Origin of the sequence: Azospirillum canadense (assembly GCF_025961225.1) — a bacterium.
Taxonomy (GTDB): domain Bacteria; phylum Pseudomonadota; class Alphaproteobacteria; order Azospirillales; family Azospirillaceae; genus Azospirillum; species Azospirillum canadense.
The window spans coordinates 2444103-2462695 of record NZ_JAOQNG010000001.1 but is presented as its reverse complement, the minus strand read 5'-3'; the positions used below and the strand labels follow the sequence as shown (position 1 = coordinate 2462695).

The following is an 18593-nucleotide window of genomic DNA, read 5'->3' as shown; positions in this document are numbered from 1 at the left end:
CGGTCAGCCTCGTTGTCCGTTCGCCGCGGCCTGCGTCGAGGCCTCCGGCGTGCTGTCATTCTTGTTCTGTCGGGTGTCCAGCGCGGAGAGCGCCTCCACCACCACCGCCATGCGGCTGCCCAGCGATCCCTTGACCAGCACGACGTCACCGCCCTTGATGGCGCCCGTCACGATGGGGGCCAGCTCCGCGCTCGTCTCCGCCCAGCCGCCGCGCATCGCCGCGGGCAGCCGGTCGAACAGGGCGCGCATGTGCCGCCCGCAGGCGTAGACCGCGTCCACATGCGCGGCCTTCAGCGGTTCGGCCAGTTGGGCGTGCAACGCGTCGGCGCGCTCCCCCAGCTCGCGCATGTCGCCCAGCACCGCGATGCGGCGCCCGCCGGCGCCGGGGTCGATCTTGCCCAGCACCTCGAAGGTCGCGGCCATGGCCGCCGGACTGGCGTTGTAGCTCTCGTCGATCAGGGTCAGGGCGCCGCGCGCGGCGTGGATGCGCTTGCGCGTGCCGCGGCCCTTCACCGGCTGGATGGAGGACAGCGACCGCGCCGCCGCGGCGACGTCGCCGCCCACCGCTTTCACGGCCAGCAGCACGGCCAGGCTGTTCATCACCCAATGCTTGCCGGGCAGCGCCAGGCAATACTGGATGCGCTCGCCCAGGATGACCGCAGTGACCGCGCTGCAGGTGGCGTGCAGCGAGCAGTCGAGCAGCCGCGCCTCCGCGTCCTCGTGGGTGCCGAAGCTCCAGATGCGGCTGAGGCCCTGGGTGCGCGCGGCGGCCAGCAGGCGGCCGAAATGCGGGTTGTCGCGGTTCAGCACGGCGACGCCGTTGGGGTTCATGCCCTCGAAGATCTCGGCCTTCGCGTCGGCGATGGCCTCGACGGAGCTGAAGAACTCCAGATGCGCGGGTTCCACCGTCGTGATGATGGAGACGTCCGGCATGACCTGACGCGACAGCGGGCCAATCTCGCCGGCGTGGTTCATGCCCAGCTCGAAGATGGCGAACTCGCGGTCGGCCGGCAGGCGGGCCAGCGACAGCGGCACGCCCCAATGGTTGTTCAGGCTGCCTTCCGTGGCGAAGGTCAGGCCCTGCGCCGACAGGACGTGGCGCAGCGCCTCCTTGGTGCCGGTCTTGCCGACCGAACCGGTGACGCCGATCACCTTTGCCTTGCTGCGCAGCCGCGCGACGTTGCCGAGGTCGGCGAGTGCCGCCAGCGTGTCCTGCTCCACGGCCAGCAGCGACGCGTCGCCGGGCACGCCCGGCGGCACGGTGCTGACCATGGCGGCAGCGGCCCCGGCTTCCAGCGCCTTGGCGACGAAGTCATGGCCGTCGAAGTTCGGCCCCTTGATCGCGACGAACAGGTCGCCGGGCTCCACCTTGCGGCTATCGATGGTGACGCCGGTGGCCGTCCAGGGGCAGGTCGCCTGCCCATTGGTGGCGGCGGCGGCATCCTCGGCGGTCCAAAGAACGGCCTTCTCGTCGCTCATGCTCCAACCTCCGCTACGGCGGCCCTTGCCTCGGTCGCGTCGTCGAAGGGCAGAACCACCGTGCCGACGGTCTGCCCATGCTCGTGTCCCTTGCCGGCGATGACCAGGACGTCACCGGCCTGCAAGCCCTTGACGGCGGCGCGGATGGCCTCGCGCCGGTCGCCGATCTCCTCCAGGCCCGGGTGGCCCGCCAGCACCTCCTTGCGGATGGCCGCCGGCACCTCGGTGCGCGGGTTGTCGTCGGTGACGATGGCGCGGTCGGCCAGGCGGCCGGCCAGTTCCCCCATCACCGGCCGCTTGCCGCGGTCGCGGTCCCCGCCGCAGCCGAACACCGCCACAAGGTGGCGCTCGGCGTGTGGCCGCAGCGCCCGCAGCACCGTCTCCAGCGCGTCGGGCGTGTGGGCGTAGTCGACGTAGACCGTGGCGCCGCTGGGGTGCGTCGCGACGTGCTGCAGGCGTCCCGGCACGCCGTCAAGGCTCGCCAGGGTGTCCAAAGCGGCGTCGCGGTCTTCTCCCGAGCCGATTACCAGGCCGAGCGCGCACAGCACGTTCCACGCCTGGAAGCGGCCCGCCAGCGGCAGGTCCACGGTGGTGTCGCGGCCGAGGACGGAGAGGGCGAGGCGCTGGCCGTGCGCCAGCGGTTCGACCCCGTTCACCCGTATCTCGCGGCCGGCCAGACCGTACCCGAAGACGCGGTGACCGCGTTGTGAACAAATCTCGGAAAGCTGTGCGAAGACGTCGCTGTCGGCGTTCAGCACGGCGGTCCCGCCCGGCGGCAGCAGCCGGCCGAACAGCATGGCCTTGGCCTCGAAATAGGCCTCCATGCTGCCGTGGTAATCCAGGTGGTCGCGGGTCAGGTTGGTGAAGCCCGCGGCCTTCAGGGCCACGCCGTCCAGCCGCGCCTGCTCCAGCCCGTGGCTGGAGGCCTCCATAGCCAGCCGCTCGATGCCCGCGTCCTTGACGGCGGCGAGGTCGCGATGCAGCGACACCGGGTCCGGCGTCGTCATCCCACCATAGCTGTCCAGCCCCGGCCCGATCAGCCCCAGCGTGCCCAGACTGGCGCCCCGGTGGCCCAGCCGCTCCCAGATCTGGCGGGCGAACTGCACGGTGGAGGTCTTGCCGTTGGTGCCCGTCACCGCCACCACCGTGTCCGGCTGCCGGCCGTGGAAGGCGGCGGCCATCAGCGCGAACAGCCGGCGCGGCTCAGCGTCCTCCACCAGCACGGCGGCGCTGCCGGCGGGCAGGGCGGTCCCATGCGGCGCCACCACCGCGACGGCCCCCTTGGCCAGCGCGTCGGCGATGAAGGCGCGCCCGTCCACCTTGGCCCCGGGCAGGGCCGCAAAGACGAAACCGGGCCTGACCGCGCGGCTGTCCGCGGTCAGCCCGGTCACCTCGATGGAGGAGAATCCGGCAGGCGCGTCAGCGCTGCTTTCCGGAAGGAGGCGGGACAGAAGCAACGGTGCTGCCTTTCGATTGCGCGGGCGGAGGCGGCGGTCCAGGCGGGGTCGTCTGACCCGCGGCGTTGATGTAGGTGGCGTTGATGACCTCGGGCGAGCCGTCGTCCACCGGCGGAACGCCGAGCAGCGGCCCGATCTGCTTCACGACGCGGCCGACCGCCGGGGCGGCGACCCAGCCGCCGGTCGCGAAACCGTAGGTCTGCTTGGTGCCCTTCGGCTCGTCGACCAGCACATAGACGATGTAGCGCGGGTCGTTCATCGGGAAGGCGCCGAGGAAGGACGACATGCGCGAGTTGCGCTCGTAATGCCGGCCCTTCTGCTTTTCCGCCGTGCCGGTCTTGCCGCCGACGACGTAACCCTTGGCGTTGGCCGCCTTGGCCGTGCCGTCGGTGACCACGAAGCGGAACAGCCGGCGCATCATCGCGGAGGTCTGCGGCGCGATGACCTGCTCGCCGGGCACCTCGGCCACGGGGTCGCGCTTCATCAGGGTCGGCGGGTGCAGCACGCCGCCGTTGATGGCCGACGCGGCAGCGGTCACCGTATGCATCGGGCTGACCGACATGCCGTGGCCGAAGGCGATGGTCATGGTGTTGACCTCGCGCCACGGGTTCGGCACCAGCGGCCAGCCGTTCTCCGGCAGCTCCAGCGCGGTCGGGCGGGTCAGGCCCAGCTTGGTCAGGAACGCCTTCTGCGCCGCCACGCCCACGGTCAGCGCCATGTGCAGCGAACCGAGGTTGGACGACTCCTGGAAGATCTCCGCCACGTTCAGGTTGTGGTGGAACGGGTGGTATTCCCGGATCGTGAAGCGCCCGACCGAGACGTTGTGCGTCGTGTCGAAGACGTCGGTGACCTTGATCTTGCCCGAGTCCAGCGACATCGCCGTGTTGAAGATCTTGAAGGTCGAGCCCATCTCGTACACGCCGAGCGTCGCCCGGTTGAACAGCGCGTCCTGGCCCGCCTTGTCGTTGAGCGCGGGCGGATCATGCGGATCGAAATCGGGCAGCGAGACCATCGACAGCACCTCGCCGTTGCGCACGTCGAAGATGATGCCGGTGGCGCCGATGGCGCTGAATTCCTGGATGGTCGCCGCCAGTTCCTTCTTCAGGATGTGCTGCAGGCGCAGGTCGATCGACAGCTGGAGCGGCTTGTTCGGCTCGTTCACCAGCCGCTTGTTCATGGACTGCTCCAACCCCGAAAGGCCGTTGTTGTCCACGCCGGTGAAGCCGACGATGTGCGAGGTCAGGTTGGAGGCCGGGTAGAAGCGGCGCTCCTCGCGCTCGAAATAGACGCCGGGCAGGCCCAGCCGGAACACTGCGGCCTGCTGCTTCGGCGTCAGGTTGCGCTTGATCCAGACGAAGCGCTTCTCGCCGCTCAGCTTGCCGTACAACTCCTTGTAGTCCAGTTCCGGCAGGGCGACGGACAGCTTCTTGGCCACCTCGTCCGGCCGGCTGATCAACTTCGGGTCGGCGTAGAGCGACTGCGTGGCGAGCGAGGTCGCCAACAGATTGCCGTTCCGGTCGACGATGTCGGCGCGGTTGACAGGCGGCGCGTCGATCTCCGCCGCCATGCGCTGGCGCGGCTCCGACGCGTGGCTCAGCAGGGTTGCGTCCACCAGCTTGATGCCGATGGCCGTGAAGACCAGCGTCACCATGGCGGCCGTGACCATCAGCCGGTTCCGGCTCCGCTCCAGCGCGACCGACAGCGACGTCCGCGGCTTGGAGGCCGGGGGCGGCACGCCGTAGGCGCCGGGGGCCGGGCCCCCGGGCGTCAGGCCGGGAGCCGAACCCCCGGGAGCCGATTCGAAGCCGGGCGGCTGGTCGTTCATCGATTGGCCCCCAGGCGGGCGACGAGGACGCCGATGCTGTCGGTGGCCTTCGGGGCCGGGGCGGCGGCAACGGCAGCCGGCTGGGCGGCCGGCGGCTTCGGCACGGCCAAGGATTTCACCGTCGACGGGACGGACGCCGTCTGAACAGGCTGGGACGGCATGGGACGTGCGGCGACGTCGACCTGCTTGACGGTCGGCGCCGACGCGGGCGCCGCCTTGGCGGTGGGCAGGGCAGGGGCCTTGCCCGCGCCGGGGATCAGGGCGGACGGCTTGATCGGGGCCGGCTTGGCCGGGGTGCCCATGCCGGACGGCAGCGACGCCGGGATAATGCCACCATTATTGGTTGCATTGCTTCCGGCGGCGACGGCGGTGCCCGGCGCCGACGGCGCCAGACGGACCATGGGCGGCAGCGGGGCGACGCCGTCGCGCTTCCCGTCGTTCTTCAGGCCGTCGCCGGCCTTCGGGGCATCGGGCGGCGGGACGGGGCGCATCGGCACCACGTCCATGGCGACGAACTGCCGCGCCTCGGTCGGCTGCAGCTGAAGATGCTGGGAGGCGAGCGATTCCAGGCGCGTCGGGTCGTTCAGATAGCTCCATTCCGCCTTCAGGATCTGGATCGCTTCCTGCTCGTCCATGATCTGACGGTTCAGGGAGCCGAGCTTGTCCTCAAGCTCCTGAACCTCGTAGCTGGTCTGGAACAGCACGCCGCCGGCGGCAGCGGCCAGGCCGAGCCAGAACAGCGCGGATTTACCCTTCATGCCGCCTCCTTGCCCGGCGCCGGGAATGCCGGCGCCGTGGTGCGTTCGGCCGCGCGCAGCCGGGCGGAGCGCGCGCGGGGGTTGCTGTGGGATTCCGCTTCGGTCGGCAGGATCGGCTTGCGCGACAGAAGGCGGAAGGACGGGGACCGCGCGTCGGCCGCGAGGCTTGGCGCGTGTCGGGACGGGGAGGGGGGAGGCGAAGAGCGTTCCTTCAGGAACGTCTTTACTTCCCGATCCTCCAGCGAATGGAAAGAGACAACGGCAAGGCGCCCGCCGGGCTTCAGCAGCGATTCGGCGGCGGACAGGCCGCGGCGCAGCTCGCCCAGTTCATCGTTCACGTGGATGCGCAGCGCCTGGAAGGTGCGGGTCGCCGGGTCGATGGCGTCGCCCTTCCCTTTCGGCACCACGGACCGGACGATCTCGGCCAACTGGCGGGTGCGCTCAATGGGTGCCGCCTTGCGGGCGGCGACGATGGCGCGGGCCACGCGACGGGCCATGCGCTCCTCGCCGTAGTGGTAAATGATGTCGGCCAGCTCATCCTGGTCGGTGGTGTTGACCACGTCGGCGGCCGTCGGCCCATCCCGTCCCATGCGCATGTCGAGCGGGCCGTCGAAGCGGAAGGAGAACCCCCGCTCCGGCACGTCGATCTGCGGGGAGGAGACGCCGACGTCCAGCGCCACGCCGTCCACCGACTCGACTCCGCGCTCGGCGAGCAGGGCGTCCATGTCGCCGAAGCGGCCTTCGATGACCTCCAGCCGCCCGGGGTAGGCGAGGGCGAGCTGGCGGCCGCGTTCGATGGCGGCGGGGTCGCGGTCGATGCCCCAGACGCGGCAGTCGGCCGACTCGAGAAGGGCGCGGCTGTAGCCGCCGACGCCGAAGGTGCCGTCCACATAGACGCCGCCGTCGCGCGGGGACAGCGCGTCAACGACCTCGTTCAGGAGGACGGAGATGTGCGGGGCGTTGGACGCGGCGGGGGCGGTCATGGCGGATCAGCCCTCCCCGGCCCGGTTGGCGGCGCCGCGGGACGCCTTGGCGACGATCTGGCTCAGCGAGATGTCCTTGCGCACGACCTGGTCGCGCAGTGTCTGCTCGTGGGCCTTCAGGGCGTTCGGCTCCCAGATCTGGAAGGTCTTGCGGCGGCCGATGAAGGAGGCTTCCTCGCCGATGCCGGCGAACTCGGCCAGTTCCTTGGGCAGGACGATTCGGCCCTCGTTGTCGAGGGAGACGGGGATCAGCTTGCCGAAAATGAAGGTTTCGATCATGTCCCGCTCGTCGGCGTCCAGGTCGGGGGACTCCAGGCTTTCGGAGAGGACGTCGAGGTAGTCCTGGTCGGCGCCTTCCAGCGCCTGATGGTTCAGCGAGGGCCACAGGTAGACGGTGCCGGGCGCCGAGCTTTTGGCAAGCGACTGCCGGAACTGCGCCGGGATGGAGCAGCGACCTTTCCTGTCAACTTTGTTGACGTATGTGGACAGGAAAATGGCCATCGGCCCGACGAACGCCCCCCTTCCCCATTGTTCGGGACCCGCCGCCGCGAGGCCCCTATCCGCCCGATCCGCTAAACCCGTCCAACCCGACTACCTTGGTTGGGTAGGTCTCCCCCCGAACTGGGCTTTCATGGGATAGCATGGGACAACATGGGCGTCAACGCCCCCGCCAGTATTCAGACAGGACTGTCAAGACTTATCGCCCTATGTGTTGCAAGGGCGCAAATAGGTGAGCGGATTCGGCGAGATCCAGCAACATTTCAGCGCCTTATCGGGCGTAACGCTGCGGTCCAGGGGCAGAGTTGCCTGGATGTTCCTAACAATCCGTTTCCGTGACTCGTGAAGTGGTTCTGCAAAAAGGCGAATCGCACCCACCAAAAGGCCTACCCTGCGGGGGTAGCCGGGACTGGTCAGTCATGGGATGGCATGGGAATTCGCCCCACAGTTATCCACCGCCTGTGGATGAAGCTGGGGAAAGATGGGCGCAAGCATCCCCAGCCCCGCAACAAGGGAGTAGGGCGCTACGCCGGAGGGGGTGGCTGGGCTGTGGATAAACGCCAGATGGCCTGTAAGCCGGGTTTTGTCTTCGGGTTTCCCCGATGGATGGCCATTCATCTGGGACGCCGGTTGCCCGACGCCTCTCGCGACCAACCCGGGCGGCGGCGCGGAAACGCGCTTGGCCCCATACCATCCCAACCCGATCGTTGATCAGGGGGGATAGCGGGCCGTGCCGCCCCTATTCGGTCTTGCTCCCGGTGGGGTTTACCGTGCCGCCCCTGTTGCCAGGGGCGCGGTGCGCTCTTACCGCACCCTTTCACCCTTACCGCGGCCCCCATGGCAAAAGCCTGGACGCCAACGGCGGTTTGCTTTCTGTGGCACTTTCCCTAGGGTCGCCCCCGCCGGCCGTTAGCCGGCACCGTGTTTCCGTGGAGCCCGGACTTTCCTCCCCCGACGGAGTCGAAGGCGGCCATCCGGCCATCTGGCGGGGCACTGTGTATAGAGATGTGTGGAAAACCGCAATGGTGGAAGGGTGCAGTGTCACCACGGAGACACGGACACACGGAGATATCCTTTTCCACAGCCGATTCGCGGCGTGGAGGCCGGCGCCGCCCCGACCTCTCTGTGTCTCCGTGTCTCTGTGGTGAATCCCCTCCGGACATCAGCCCGGCGCCACCCCGGTGGAGCCCGATCCCAAATATAAGGAGTATAGGAACGCCTACCGTCCCGTCATCCGGACCAGGGCGCGCAGGCGCCGCACCGTCTCGGCGTCCGCCGTGCCGGTCATCGCTTCCGGGTAGAAATGGCGCTGGAAGGACAGCAGCGCGCGGGGGGCCGCCGAGTCGTACCCATAGCGTCCCAGAAGCGCCGCCACCTCGGCCTCGTCCGCCGGGCCCTCATCCTCCGCCCGCGGCTCCGGCCAGATCCCGATCCCATCCGCCGCCAGACCGCGCCAGTCGAACAACTCGCCCGGATCTTCCTTGCGATCGGGTGCGATGTCGCTGTGGCCGATCACGTCGGCTGGTGCGATCCCATGCCGTCCCACGATGGCCCGGCACAGCTCCGCGACTGCCCGCATCTGGACGGCGGGGTACGGGCGGTAGCCGAACTCGTGGCCCGGGTTCACGATCTCCACGCCGATGGAGCGGCTGTTCACGTCGCCGCGCCCGCGCCAGTTCGACACGCCCGCGTGCCAGGCGCGCCGGTCCTCCGGGACGTGGGCGTAGACGGTGCCGTCCTCGTCCACCGTGTAGTGCGCGCTGACTTGGGCCGCCGGGTCGCACAGCCGCTCAAGCGCCGAGGTCGCGGTCGGCATGCCCGTGTAATGAAGAATCAGAAGCTCCACCCCCGCGCCGTCCGCCCGGGGACCATGGTTGGGGGAGGGGTGGTCCAGAATCATGTCGGATTCGTCACCTTGTCGCCGACCACGTTCGGGCGGCGCTGCACGATGAAGGCGACTCCGCCCAGCGTCAGGCAACCGCCCAGCACCAGCCGCAGCGTAAAGGGATCGCCCATCAGCATCACCCCCGCGGCCACCCCGAACACCGGCACGGTCAGCAGGTAGGGCATGGTCTGGTTCACCTCGTACTTGCGCAGCAGAGGGTACCACAGGCCGTAGGCGATGATCGTCACCCCGATGGCCATGTAGGCGATGGACCCCCAGCCCCAGGCGCTGGCGTTGCCGAGCGCCGCTACATGCCCGTCTTCCAGGATCAGCGACAGGACCAGCAGTTGCGGGGCGGCGAACAGCGCCATCCAGCCGTTCAGCGCGAAGCCGTCCACGCCGATGATCGTCTTCATCTGCATGCTGGCGATGGCGAAGGCGAAGCTCGCCGCTAGGATCATCGCCATCGGCGTCAGCGATCCGGCCAGCCGCGGTTCGCCGGCGATGACCACCACCCCGGCGAAAGCCGTCGCCATACCCAGCGCCCGGCGCCAGCCCAGCTTGTCCTTGAACAGGATCGACGCCAACAGGGAGGAGAAGGGCACCTGCGCCTGCGCGGCCAGCGAGGCGGTGGCCGCGTCGATGCCGTTCAGCCCGGTGAACATCAGCGGGAAATGGATGCTCCCCAACGTCAGCGACAGGGCGGCGATGGGCAGCATCTTGCCGCGCGGGATGCGGGCGAAGGGGATCACCAGCGCCGCCACCAGCACGAAGCGCAGCGCCATGATGAACAGCGGCGGGAATTCCGACAGCCCCCATTTCGCCACGACGAAGTTGAGCCCCCAGATCGCCATGACCAGGAGCGTCAGCAGCGAATCGCGCAGGCTCATGCCCGGCCGCCTTCCAACTCCTCACGCAGGGCCTCCAGATCCAGCCAGCGCTCCTCGGCGGCGGCCAGTTCCATCTGCTTGGCCTGCAACTGGTCCGAGGTCTTCTGGAACTTGGCGGCGTCGCGGGCGAACAGGTCGGGGTCGGCCAGCGTCGCTTCCAGCTTCGCCACTTCCGTGGTCAGCTTCTCCATGCGGGCCGGCAGATCGTCCAACTCCCGCTGGTCCTTGTAGCTCAGCTTGGCCTTCGCCTTGGGCGCGGCGGCCGGTGCTGCGGCGGGCTTCGCCTTGGGCGCCGCGGCGGGCTTGGCCTGCGTCTGCGGGCGCTGCACCAAGTAGTCGGCATAGCCGCCGGCGTATTCCATGACCACCCCGTCGCCCTCCAGGGCGATGGTCGAGGTCACCAGCCGGTCGAGGAAGTCGCGGTCGTGGCTGACCAGCAGCAGCGTGCCCTGGTAGTCGCCCAGCACGTCTTCCAGCAGGTCCAGCGTGTCCATGTCGAGGTCGTTGGTCGGCTCGTCGAGGATCATCATGTTGCTGGGCCGCGCGAACAGCCGGGCGAGCAGAAGCCGGTTGCGCTCCCCGCCCGACAGGGCCTTCACCGGGCTGTCCAGCTGGCGCGTGTCGAACAGGAAGTCGCGGATGTAACCGGCGACGTGGCGCGACTGGCCGTTGACCATCACGCTGTCGCCGCCGAAGGGGCACAGCACTTGGCGGATCGTCTCCTCCGGGTCCAGCCCGACGCGACGCTGGTCGAAGTAGGCGGTCTCAAGATTGGTGCCGAGCCGGATCGTTCCGCTGTCGGGATCCATCTGTCCGGTCAGCATCTTCAGCAGGGTGGACTTGCCGGCCCCGTTCGGCCCGATCAGCCCGACCCGGTCGCCGCGCAGGATGCGGGTAGAGAAGTCCCGGACGATGGGCTTGCGGCCCTCCGTCGTGTCGAATCCCTTGGAAATGCGATCGGCCTCGATCACCATACGGCCGCCGCGCTCGGCCTCCGCGATGGCGAGCTTGGCCTGCTGGCCACCCTTGATCCGCTCCGCGCGATCGGTGCGGAGCTGCAACAAGGCGCGCACGCGGCCCATATTGCGGGTGCGCCGGGCGGAGATGCCCTCGCGCAGCCACTTCATTTCGCCTTCGATCTTGCGGTCCAGCTTCTGGGCGGCGATCTCCTCCGACTCGAACACCTCGGCCTGCCAAGTCTCGAACTCGGCGAAGCCGCGGTCGGTGGCGCGCACCGTGCCGCGGTCGAGCCACAGCGTGCGCTTCGCCAGCCGGTTCAGGAAGCTGCGGTCGTGCGAAATCAGCAGCAACCCGCCGCGGTAGGCCAGCAGTTCCTCCTCAAGCCACTCGATGGTCGGCAGGTCCAGGTGGTTGGTCGGCTCGTCCAGCAGCATCACGTCAGGGTTGCCGACCAGCGTGCGGGCCAGCGCCGCGCGGCGCGCCTCGCCGCCCGACAGTGTGCCGGGGTCCAGGTGGCCTTGCAGCTGCAACCGGTCGAGCACCGCGTCGACCCGGTGCGCCTCGTCCTGCTCGTCGGCGGGCAGGCCGGCGGCGACGTAGTCGTGCACCGTGGCGCAGCCCGTGAAGTCCGGTTCCTGCGGCAGGTAGGCGATGCGTGCGCCCGGCTGCGTGAAGACGGTCCCGCCGTCCGGCTGGATCATGCCGGCCAGCACCTTCATCAGCGTGGATTTGCCGGAGCCGTTGCGCCCGACCAGGCAAGCCTTGTCGCCTCGCCCGATGGACAGGTCGATGGTTTCGAACAGCGGCCGGCCGCCGAAGGTGACGGACACGCCCTGGAGCGCGGTGATCGGAGCAGGAGGAGCCATGACGGACGGGGCGACCCAACGAATCGGTGTGCGGAAGGCTGCTTATATAGCGCGCTCCCCCCACCCCCGCGACACCCGATTGCGCCGGGGCGGGGATGCGTCCGACAAACCCTCTCCCGGGGCTCTCAGCGGCCAAAGGCCGCCTGACGCCGTCAGCGCCCGCGAGCGGGCGCGAAAGGCGGGAGAGAGGCTTTACCGTCCCCGCTCCTTGCCGATCCGGTCGTACGCCGCGTTGATGGCCGCGACCTTCTGGGTGGCGAGGTCCACAAATTCCTGCGGCAGACCCTGGGCGATCAGCACGTCGGGGTGGTGCTCGCGGACCAAGCGGCGGTGGGCGGCCTTGATCTCGTCGTCGCTGGCACGACGCGACACGCCCAACACGCCGTACGGATCCGTGTCGTCGGTGGTGCCCGCCACATGGTGCCCGGCCAGGATGCGTTCGAAGTCGGCGTCGGCGAATCCGAAGATGCGGGCGACCTCGCGCAGGTAGGCGACCTCCGTCTCGTGCAGCTCGTCATCCGCCTCCGCGATCAGCAGGAGGCTGTCCAGCAGCTCCTCCAGCACCGCGTGGCGGTCCTCGAACAGGGCGGCGATCTGCCGGGCGTACTCCTCGAAGCCGTGGCTGTCCTTGCGGGCGAGGTCAAAGACGCGGCCGACGTTCGGCAACTCCTCCGGCGGCACGCGGAACAGGCGGTTGAAGGTGTCGACCTCCACCCGCTTCACCACGCCGTCGGCGCGGGCCATCTTGGCCGACAGGGCGATCACGCCGATGGTGAACGCAACGGACTTGGTGGCGTCCGCCGGGCCGCACAGCCCCAGAAGGTTGCCGGCGAAGCCGCTTTCGACGCCGCGGTCCACAGCATAGCCGGCGGCGACCCCGATCAGGGCGCCGAGCGGCCCGCCGATGGCGAAGCCTGCGGCCCCGCCCAGGATCTTGCCCCAAATGCTCATGGATTCCGCCCCTTGACCGAAGGTGGCGCAGCATAGCGGCAGCATCCGGCACCCGCCACTGTTGCGATGGCGCCACAAGCTCGGCCGCAGTGCGCACAGCGCCCTTGTCTGTGCTTGGCCTATGCCCATGTTGCAGTGCAGTATGACTTATGGCCGAGCCAACGGCCGAAGTGGCCCCATCACAGAAGGGGCGACCGACCGGGATCAAACGCTCTGCGCAGTGCGAACACGATGACCTTCACGCACCGAGAGCCCTCGCCATGTCCGTCATCCGCAAGCTTCTCCCCGCGGAACTCGCCCAGTACCGGGCCCATCTGCTGCGGCTGGACCGGGCCGACCGCTACGCCCGCTTCACCGGCACCGTGTCGGATGAAACCATCGCGAAGCACTGTGCGAAACTGGATTGGGGCCGCACCATCCTGCTGGGCGTTTTCGACCAGGGCGAGCTGCGCGGTGCGGTAGAGCTGTGCACCGACCGCTTGATCTGGCCGCACGAGGCGGAACTGGCCATCAGCGTGGAAAAGGGGCTCCAGGGGCGCCGGGTCGGCACCACGCTGGTTCGCCGCGCGCTGGCCGTCGCCACCAATCGCGGAATCAAGCGCGTGCACATGATGTGCCTGTCCGACAACGTCCGCATGCGCGCCCTGTCGCGCAAGTTCGGCGGCCGCATGTCCCTTGAGGACGGGGAGATCGCCGTCGCCTTCGACCTGCCACACCTGACGCAATTCTCCCTCGCCCTGGAGGCGCTGGAGGACGGGGCGAGCGCCGTCAACGCGATGCTCGACACCCTGCCGGCCATCCTCAAAGCCGCCGCTTAGGGCCGCCGCTTAGACCCAAGGAAAAGGTCAGGGCAAGTCGCTCCCTGCACCTCCGTGCATCCCACCCTTTCGCGCACCCCGGCTTGACCTGCGGTGTCGTATGGTCACACTCCCGTCTTCAAAGGTAAAAAATCAGGGAGTGGTTTATGGCGCCCCAACAGCCGGGCCGGTGGCAGTTCTGGATCGATCGCGGCGGCACCTTCACCGACATCGTGGCCAAGCGGCCTGACGGCTCGGTCGCGACGCACAAGCTGCTGTCGGAAAATCCGGAGCGTTATCCGGACGCGGCCATCCAGGGCATCCGCGACCTGCTCGGCCTTGCTCCCGACCAGCCGATCCCGGCGGAGGACGTCGAGGCCGTGAAGATGGGCACCACCGTCGCCACCAACGCGCTGCTGGAGCGCAAGGGCGAGCGGACGCTGCTTCTCATCACCGAAGGGCTGGGCGACCAGTTGCGCATCGGCTACCAGGCGCGGCCCAAGATCTTCGCCCGCCACATCGTGCTTCCCGAACTGCTCTACGAGCGCGTGGCCGAGGTGCCGGAGCGCATCAAGGCCGACGGCACGGTGCTGAAGCCGGTGGACATCCGCGCCGTGCGGCTTCAGCTGGAGGAGGCCTTCAACGACGGCTTCCGCGCCGCCGCGGTGGTGCTGATGCACGGCTACCGCCACCCGGAGCATGAACGGCAGGTGGCCGCACTCGCGCGCACCATCGGCTTCACCCAGGTGTCGGTCAGCCATCAGGTCAGCCCGCTGATGAAGATCGTCGGGCGCGGCGACACCACGGTGGTGGACGCCTACCTCTCCCCGATCCTGCGCCGCTACGTGGAGCAGGTGGCGGGGGAGCTGAACGGCATCCGCCTGATGTTCATGCAGTCGAACGGCGGGCTGACCGACGCGCGCTGGTTCCAGGGCAAGGACGCCATCCTGTCCGGCCCGGCCGGCGGCATCGTCGGGGCGGTGCGCACCGCGCGCATGGCCGGCTTCGACCGGGTCATCGGCTTCGACATGGGCGGCACCTCCACCGACGTGTCGCACTACGCCGGGGAGTATGAGCGCGCCTTCGACACCCAGGTGGCCGGCGTGCGCATGCGCGCACCCATGATGCACATCCACACCGTGGCGGCCGGCGGCGGCTCCGTCTGCTTCTTCGATGGCGCGCGCTTCCGCGTGGGCCCGGAGAGCGCCGGGGCCAACCCCGGCCCGGCCTGCTACCGCCGTGGCGGCCCGCTGACCGTGACCGACTGCAACGTCATGGTTGGAAAGCTGCACCCCAACTTCTTCCCCCGCGTCTTCGGTCCGGAGGCCGACCAGCCGCTCGACGCCGCCGTCGTCCGCGCGAAGTTCACAGCCCTGGCCGAGGAGGTCAACGCCGCGCTCGGCACCGCCATGACTCCGCAACAGGTGGCGGAAGGTTTCCTGAAGATCGCCGTGGACAACATGGCGAACGCCATCAAGAAGATTTCGGTCCAGCGCGGCTACGACGTCACCCAATACACGCTGAACGGCTTCGGCGGGGCGGCGGGCCAGCATGTCTGCCTGGTCGCCGACGCGCTGGGCATGACGAAGGTCTTCCTGCACCCGCACGCCGGCGTGCTGTCCGCCTACGGCATCGGGCTGGCCGACACCGTCGCCATCCGCGAACGCGCGGTGGAGGCCCGCCTGGACGAGGCGCTGGTCGGCCAGCTGTCCGAAACCCTCGCCACCCTTGAAGCCGAGGGGCGCGTCGAACTCGCCCGCCAGGGTGTGCCGGAGGACCGGCTGTCCGTCCTACGCAAGGCGCACATCAAGGTGGAGGGCTCCGACAGCCCGCTCATCGTCGATTTCGGCCCGCTCGCCGCCATGAAGGCGGCGTTCGAGGCAGCGCACCGCCAGCGCTACGGCTTCATGATGGAGGGCAAGGCCCTGGTGGTGGAGGCCGTGTCCGTCGAGGCTGTGGGCCGCACGGAAAGCGCCGACGACCTGGACCTGCCCAACGTCACCGGCGCCCTGCCGCGCCGCCTTGCCACGCTGACCATCCACAGCGGCGGGGAGGACCGCGAGGCCCCGGTCTACGACCGCGACCTGCTGCAGCCCGGCAACCGCATCACCGGTCCGGCGGTGATCCGCGAAAAGATCGCCACCACCGTCATCGAACCGGGCTGGATCGCCGAGGTGACGCGCAAGAACCACCTCGTGCTCACCCGTTATGAAGAACTGCCGCAGCGCGTCGCCGTCGGCGCCAAGGCCGATCCGGTGATGCTGGAGGTCTTCAACAACCTGTTCATGTCGATCGCGGAACAGATGGGCTTCACGCTGGAGAAGACCGCCTATTCTGTGAACATCAAGGAACGGTTGGACTTCTCCTGCGCGCTGTTCGACGCCGACGGCGGGCTGATCGCCAACGCGCCGCACATGCCCGTGCATCTGGGCTCCATGGGCGAGAGCGTGCGCGCCATCATGGTGCAGCGCCAGGACGGGATGAGCCCCGGCGATGTCTACATGCTGAACGACCCCTACCATGGGGGCACACACCTGCCGGACATCACCGTCGTCACCCCGGTCTTCGACGAAGCCGGCGAGGAGGTGCTGTTCTACGTCGCGTCGCGCGGCCACCACGCCGACGTCGGCGGCATCACGCCGGGCTCCATGCCGCCGGACAGCACGACCATTGACCAGGAAGGCGTCCTGCTCGACAACGTCCAGCTGGTCGACCGCGGGGAGTTCCTGGAGGAGGCCGTCGTCGAACTCTTTACCGCCGGCCAGCACCCGGCGCGCAACGTCCAGCAGAACCTGGGCGACCTGAAGGCCCAGATCGCCGCCAACGAGCAGGGCGCGCAGGAACTGCGCCGCATCGTCGCCCAGTTCGGCCTGGATGTCGTGCGCGCCTACATGCGCCTCGTCCAGGACAACGCGGAAGAGCAGGTCCGCCGCGCCATCGACGTGCTGACCGACGGGGAATTCACGCAGGAGCTGGACAACGGCGCGGTCATCAAGGTCCGCATCTCCATCGACAAGGGGAACCGGTCCGCCATCGTGGACTTCACCGGCACCAGCCCGCAGCTGACCAGCAACTTCAACGCGCCGACCGCGGTCTGCCGCGCCGCCGTCCTCTACGTCTTCCGCACGCTGGTGGACGACGAGATCCCGATGAACGAGGGCTGCCTGAAGCCCATCGACATCATCATCCCGCCCGGCACCATGCTGTCGCCGAGCTACCCCGCCGCGGTGGTCGCCGGCAACGTGGAAACCAGCCAGTGCATCACCGACGCGCTCTACGGCGCGCTGGGGGTGCTGGCCTCGGCCCAGGGGACGATGAACAACACGACCTTCGGCAACGAGCGCTACCAGTATTACGAGACGGTCTGCGGCGGTTCCGGCGCCGGCCCCGGCTTCGACGGGACGGACGCGGTGCACACCCACATGACCAACTCCCGCCTGACCGACCCGGAGGTGCTGGAATGGCGCTTCCCGGTCCTGCTGGACAGCTTCCGCATCCGCCGCGGCTCCGGCGGGGCGGGGCGCTGGCGCGGTGGCGATGGCGTGGTGCGGCGCCTGAAGTTCCTGGAGCCGATGACCGCAGCCATCCTGTCCAACCACCGCCGCATCCCGCCTTTCGGCCTGAAGGGTGGCGCCCCCGGCCAGATCGGCCGCACCTGGGTCCAGCGCACCGACGGCTCCGTCGAGGAACTCGGTCCCCAGGACAAGACCGCCATGGGCGAGGGCGACGTGCTGGTGGTGGAAACCCCGGGCGGCGGCGGGTTCGGGGAGGGGTGACCTAGTCCCTTCTCCCCTCCGGGGAGAAGGTTAGGGTGAGGGGGCGCCCGCAGGGCGGAAAACCACTGCAATGAGGCTGCGTTTTCGGCCTTCGGCCGCCCCTTCACCCTAACCCGGTCGCTCGCAAGTCTCGCGACCTCGCTCCACCTACGGTCACCTTCGGTGCCCGTCCGGCCTTCGGCCGTCGGCTACGCGCCCCAGAGGGGCGAGGGGATTTTTCTACGGCCGTGGTGCCGCCGGCATTTCCGCATCCGGAACGTTCCGGTTTCCGCCTAATCGCCCCATCCGGCCCTCCTGCAACCGCGCCATCAGCACGCGCCGGCTTTCGACGACCCGCTGTTTGAAGGATCCCAGGTGCCGGCGGGCGTCGAACAGCAGGCTTCCCTTCTCGACGACGGTGCGGTGCTCCACCGCCCCGCCGAAGCCCATCATGAACTGAAGCCGCTCCCGGCTGGTGACCCCGTCGAAGTCAAAGCGCAGGCCGCGCGCCCGCGCGTCCTGGATGCCGTGCCAGATCAGCAGGCTGACCGCCCCCAGCTCCGCCGACCGCCGGCCGCGCGTGGACAGGAAGTAATAGTAATCCCGCTCGTCCCAGATGAAGAAGACGGCCGCGTGCAGCTCTCCCCGCCGGTCGAAGGCGCCCAGGATGCGCCCCTGCCCGTGACGCTCGGCCGCCTCGGACAGGCGGAGGATCAATTCGGAATCGAAATAGGGCTGCGCGCCGTCCAGGTTCTCCAGATAGAAGGTCCGGAAGGCCATGGCCGGCAGCGGCACGGCGTCCAGCCGCTCTTCGGCGCGGCGGATCACGTTGCGGGTCTTGTCGCGCATCTCGCCCCAGGGGTCGAAGCCGGGCCGGCGCGTGTCGATGACCAGCGTGTGCAGCAGCCGCGTGCGGAAGCCGTTCATCTGCCAGGCCAGCGCGTCCGGACAATCCGGCCCCAGGACGAAATGGGTGATGTGCGCGCTCGGCAATTGCGCCACGAGGTCCGACACGATGGCCAGCGTCCGGCGGTTCAGCGACTCGTTCTTCTTGCCCTCCACCGACAGCACCGGGTGCAGCACCCGCGTCAGCGGCGGCGTGCCGCAGGCGGTCATCCCCCGTTCCTTGAAGGTGCCGTAGGGAAGCCAGCCCTGCACATGCCCACCCGTTTCGGAGATGGCGGTACCCCAGTGCCCGCCGGACACGACGTCGAGCCACCATGGCTGGTGAAAGATCGTGCTGCGCATGCGGTCGCATTCCCTGTGCGGGGTGGGCGGGCTCCGGCCGTCACGGTTCAAGAGAGTAACGGCTCCGGTTCGGAAAAGAGCCATAGGAAAGCGACCGAAAAGACGCTTTTTGCCCAGTTTTAGCCGGCGAATCCTTGCTGCGGGTGCGAAGTCCTAGGCGATGCTCACCCCGGTCAACGGTGGCCTGCGCATCGCCCCGCTTGCCAGCCCTTTCGCCGGGCCTTAGCCTTGCGTGGTCGTA

The 18593-nt window shown here is 69.0% G+C and carries 13 protein-coding genes and 1 other RNA gene; 2 read left to right on the top strand and 12 right to left on the bottom strand.

The features are described 5' to 3' along the window. Nucleotides 1-3 precede the first annotated feature (3 nt). The 11 genes from M2351_RS11725 to M2351_RS11670 form a co-directional block, all read right to left on the bottom strand. Nucleotides 4-1479: a UDP-N-acetylmuramoylalanyl-D-glutamyl-2,6-diaminopimelate--D-alanyl-D-alanine ligase gene (locus M2351_RS11725; RefSeq protein WP_264656237.1), complete on the bottom strand. Its 1476-nt coding sequence runs from the start codon at nt 1477-1479 to the stop codon at nt 4-6. Further along, nucleotides 1476-2936 carry a UDP-N-acetylmuramoyl-L-alanyl-D-glutamate--2,6-diaminopimelate ligase gene (locus tag M2351_RS11720; RefSeq protein ID WP_264656236.1) on the bottom strand — a complete coding sequence of 487 codons (1461 nt, stop codon included), beginning with the start codon at nt 2934-2936 and terminating at the stop codon, nt 1476-1478. Before M2351_RS11720 ends, M2351_RS11725 begins: the two co-directional genes overlap by 4 nt. Next, nucleotides 2899-4761 carry a peptidoglycan D,D-transpeptidase FtsI family protein gene (locus M2351_RS11715; protein ID WP_264656235.1) on the bottom strand — a complete coding sequence of 621 codons (1863 nt, stop codon included), beginning with the start codon at nt 4759-4761 and terminating at the stop codon, nt 2899-2901. The genes M2351_RS11720 and M2351_RS11715 overlap by 38 nt, the downstream gene beginning before the upstream one ends. Further along, nucleotides 4758-5519 (bottom strand): cell division protein FtsL, encoded by a 762-nt coding sequence (gene ftsL, locus M2351_RS11710; RefSeq protein WP_264656234.1) that lies wholly within the window; start codon nt 5517-5519, stop codon nt 4758-4760. Before ftsL ends, M2351_RS11715 begins: the two co-directional genes overlap by 4 nt. Further along, nucleotides 5516-6502, bottom strand: a complete 987-nt coding sequence (gene rsmH / locus M2351_RS11705) for a 16S rRNA (cytosine(1402)-N(4))-methyltransferase RsmH (RefSeq protein WP_264656233.1) — start codon at nt 6500-6502, stop codon at nt 5516-5518. Before rsmH ends, ftsL begins: the two co-directional genes overlap by 4 nt. 6 nt (nt 6503-6508) lie before the next feature. After that, on the bottom strand, nt 6509-7003 hold the full coding sequence (locus tag M2351_RS11700) for a division/cell wall cluster transcriptional repressor MraZ (protein WP_264656232.1): 495 nt from the start codon (nt 7001-7003) through the stop codon (nt 6509-6511). 553 nt (nt 7004-7556) lie between these two features. Beyond that, nucleotides 7557-7986: RNase P RNA component class A (gene rnpB / locus M2351_RS11695), an RNA gene on the bottom strand. A 233-nt stretch (nt 7987-8219) separates the two neighbouring features. Next, nucleotides 8220-8900: an N-acetylmuramoyl-L-alanine amidase gene (locus M2351_RS11690; protein WP_264656231.1), complete on the bottom strand. Its 681-nt coding sequence runs from the start codon at nt 8898-8900 to the stop codon at nt 8220-8222. Continuing rightward, nucleotides 8897-9775: a DMT family transporter gene (locus M2351_RS11685; RefSeq protein ID WP_264656230.1), complete on the bottom strand. Its 879-nt coding sequence runs from the start codon at nt 9773-9775 to the stop codon at nt 8897-8899. The genes M2351_RS11690 and M2351_RS11685 overlap by 4 nt, the downstream gene beginning before the upstream one ends. Next, complete coding sequence (locus M2351_RS11680; RefSeq protein ID WP_264656229.1) at nt 9772-11601, bottom strand: ATP-binding cassette domain-containing protein; 1830 nt, start codon at nt 11599-11601, stop codon at nt 9772-9774. Before M2351_RS11680 ends, M2351_RS11685 begins: the two co-directional genes overlap by 4 nt. 192 nt (nt 11602-11793) lie before the next feature. Next, entirely contained in the window at nt 11794-12552 is a 759-nt protein-coding gene (locus M2351_RS11670; protein WP_319801881.1) for a TerB family tellurite resistance protein, read from the bottom strand. A 260-nt stretch (nt 12553-12812) separates the two neighbouring features. On the opposite strand from M2351_RS11670, the gene M2351_RS11665 reads away from it, so the two are divergent. Together M2351_RS11665 and M2351_RS11660 are read left to right on the top strand one after the other, a co-directional pair. Then, nucleotides 12813-13370 (top strand): GNAT family N-acetyltransferase, encoded by a 558-nt coding sequence (locus M2351_RS11665; protein WP_264656228.1) that lies wholly within the window; start codon nt 12813-12815, stop codon nt 13368-13370. 146 nt (nt 13371-13516) lie between these two features. Continuing rightward, the gene (locus M2351_RS11660) at nt 13517-17125 is read left to right on the top strand and encodes a hydantoinase B/oxoprolinase family protein (protein WP_264656227.1); all 3609 of its coding nucleotides are present in this window, start codon (nt 13517-13519) and stop codon (nt 17123-17125) included. 219 nt (nt 17126-17344) lie between these two features. Here M2351_RS11660 and M2351_RS11655 read toward each other — a convergent pair whose 3' ends face one another. After that, nucleotides 17345-18352, bottom strand: a complete 1008-nt coding sequence (locus M2351_RS11655; protein WP_264656226.1) for a GNAT family N-acetyltransferase — start codon at nt 18350-18352, stop codon at nt 17345-17347. Between the last annotated feature and the right edge of the window lie 241 nt (nt 18353-18593).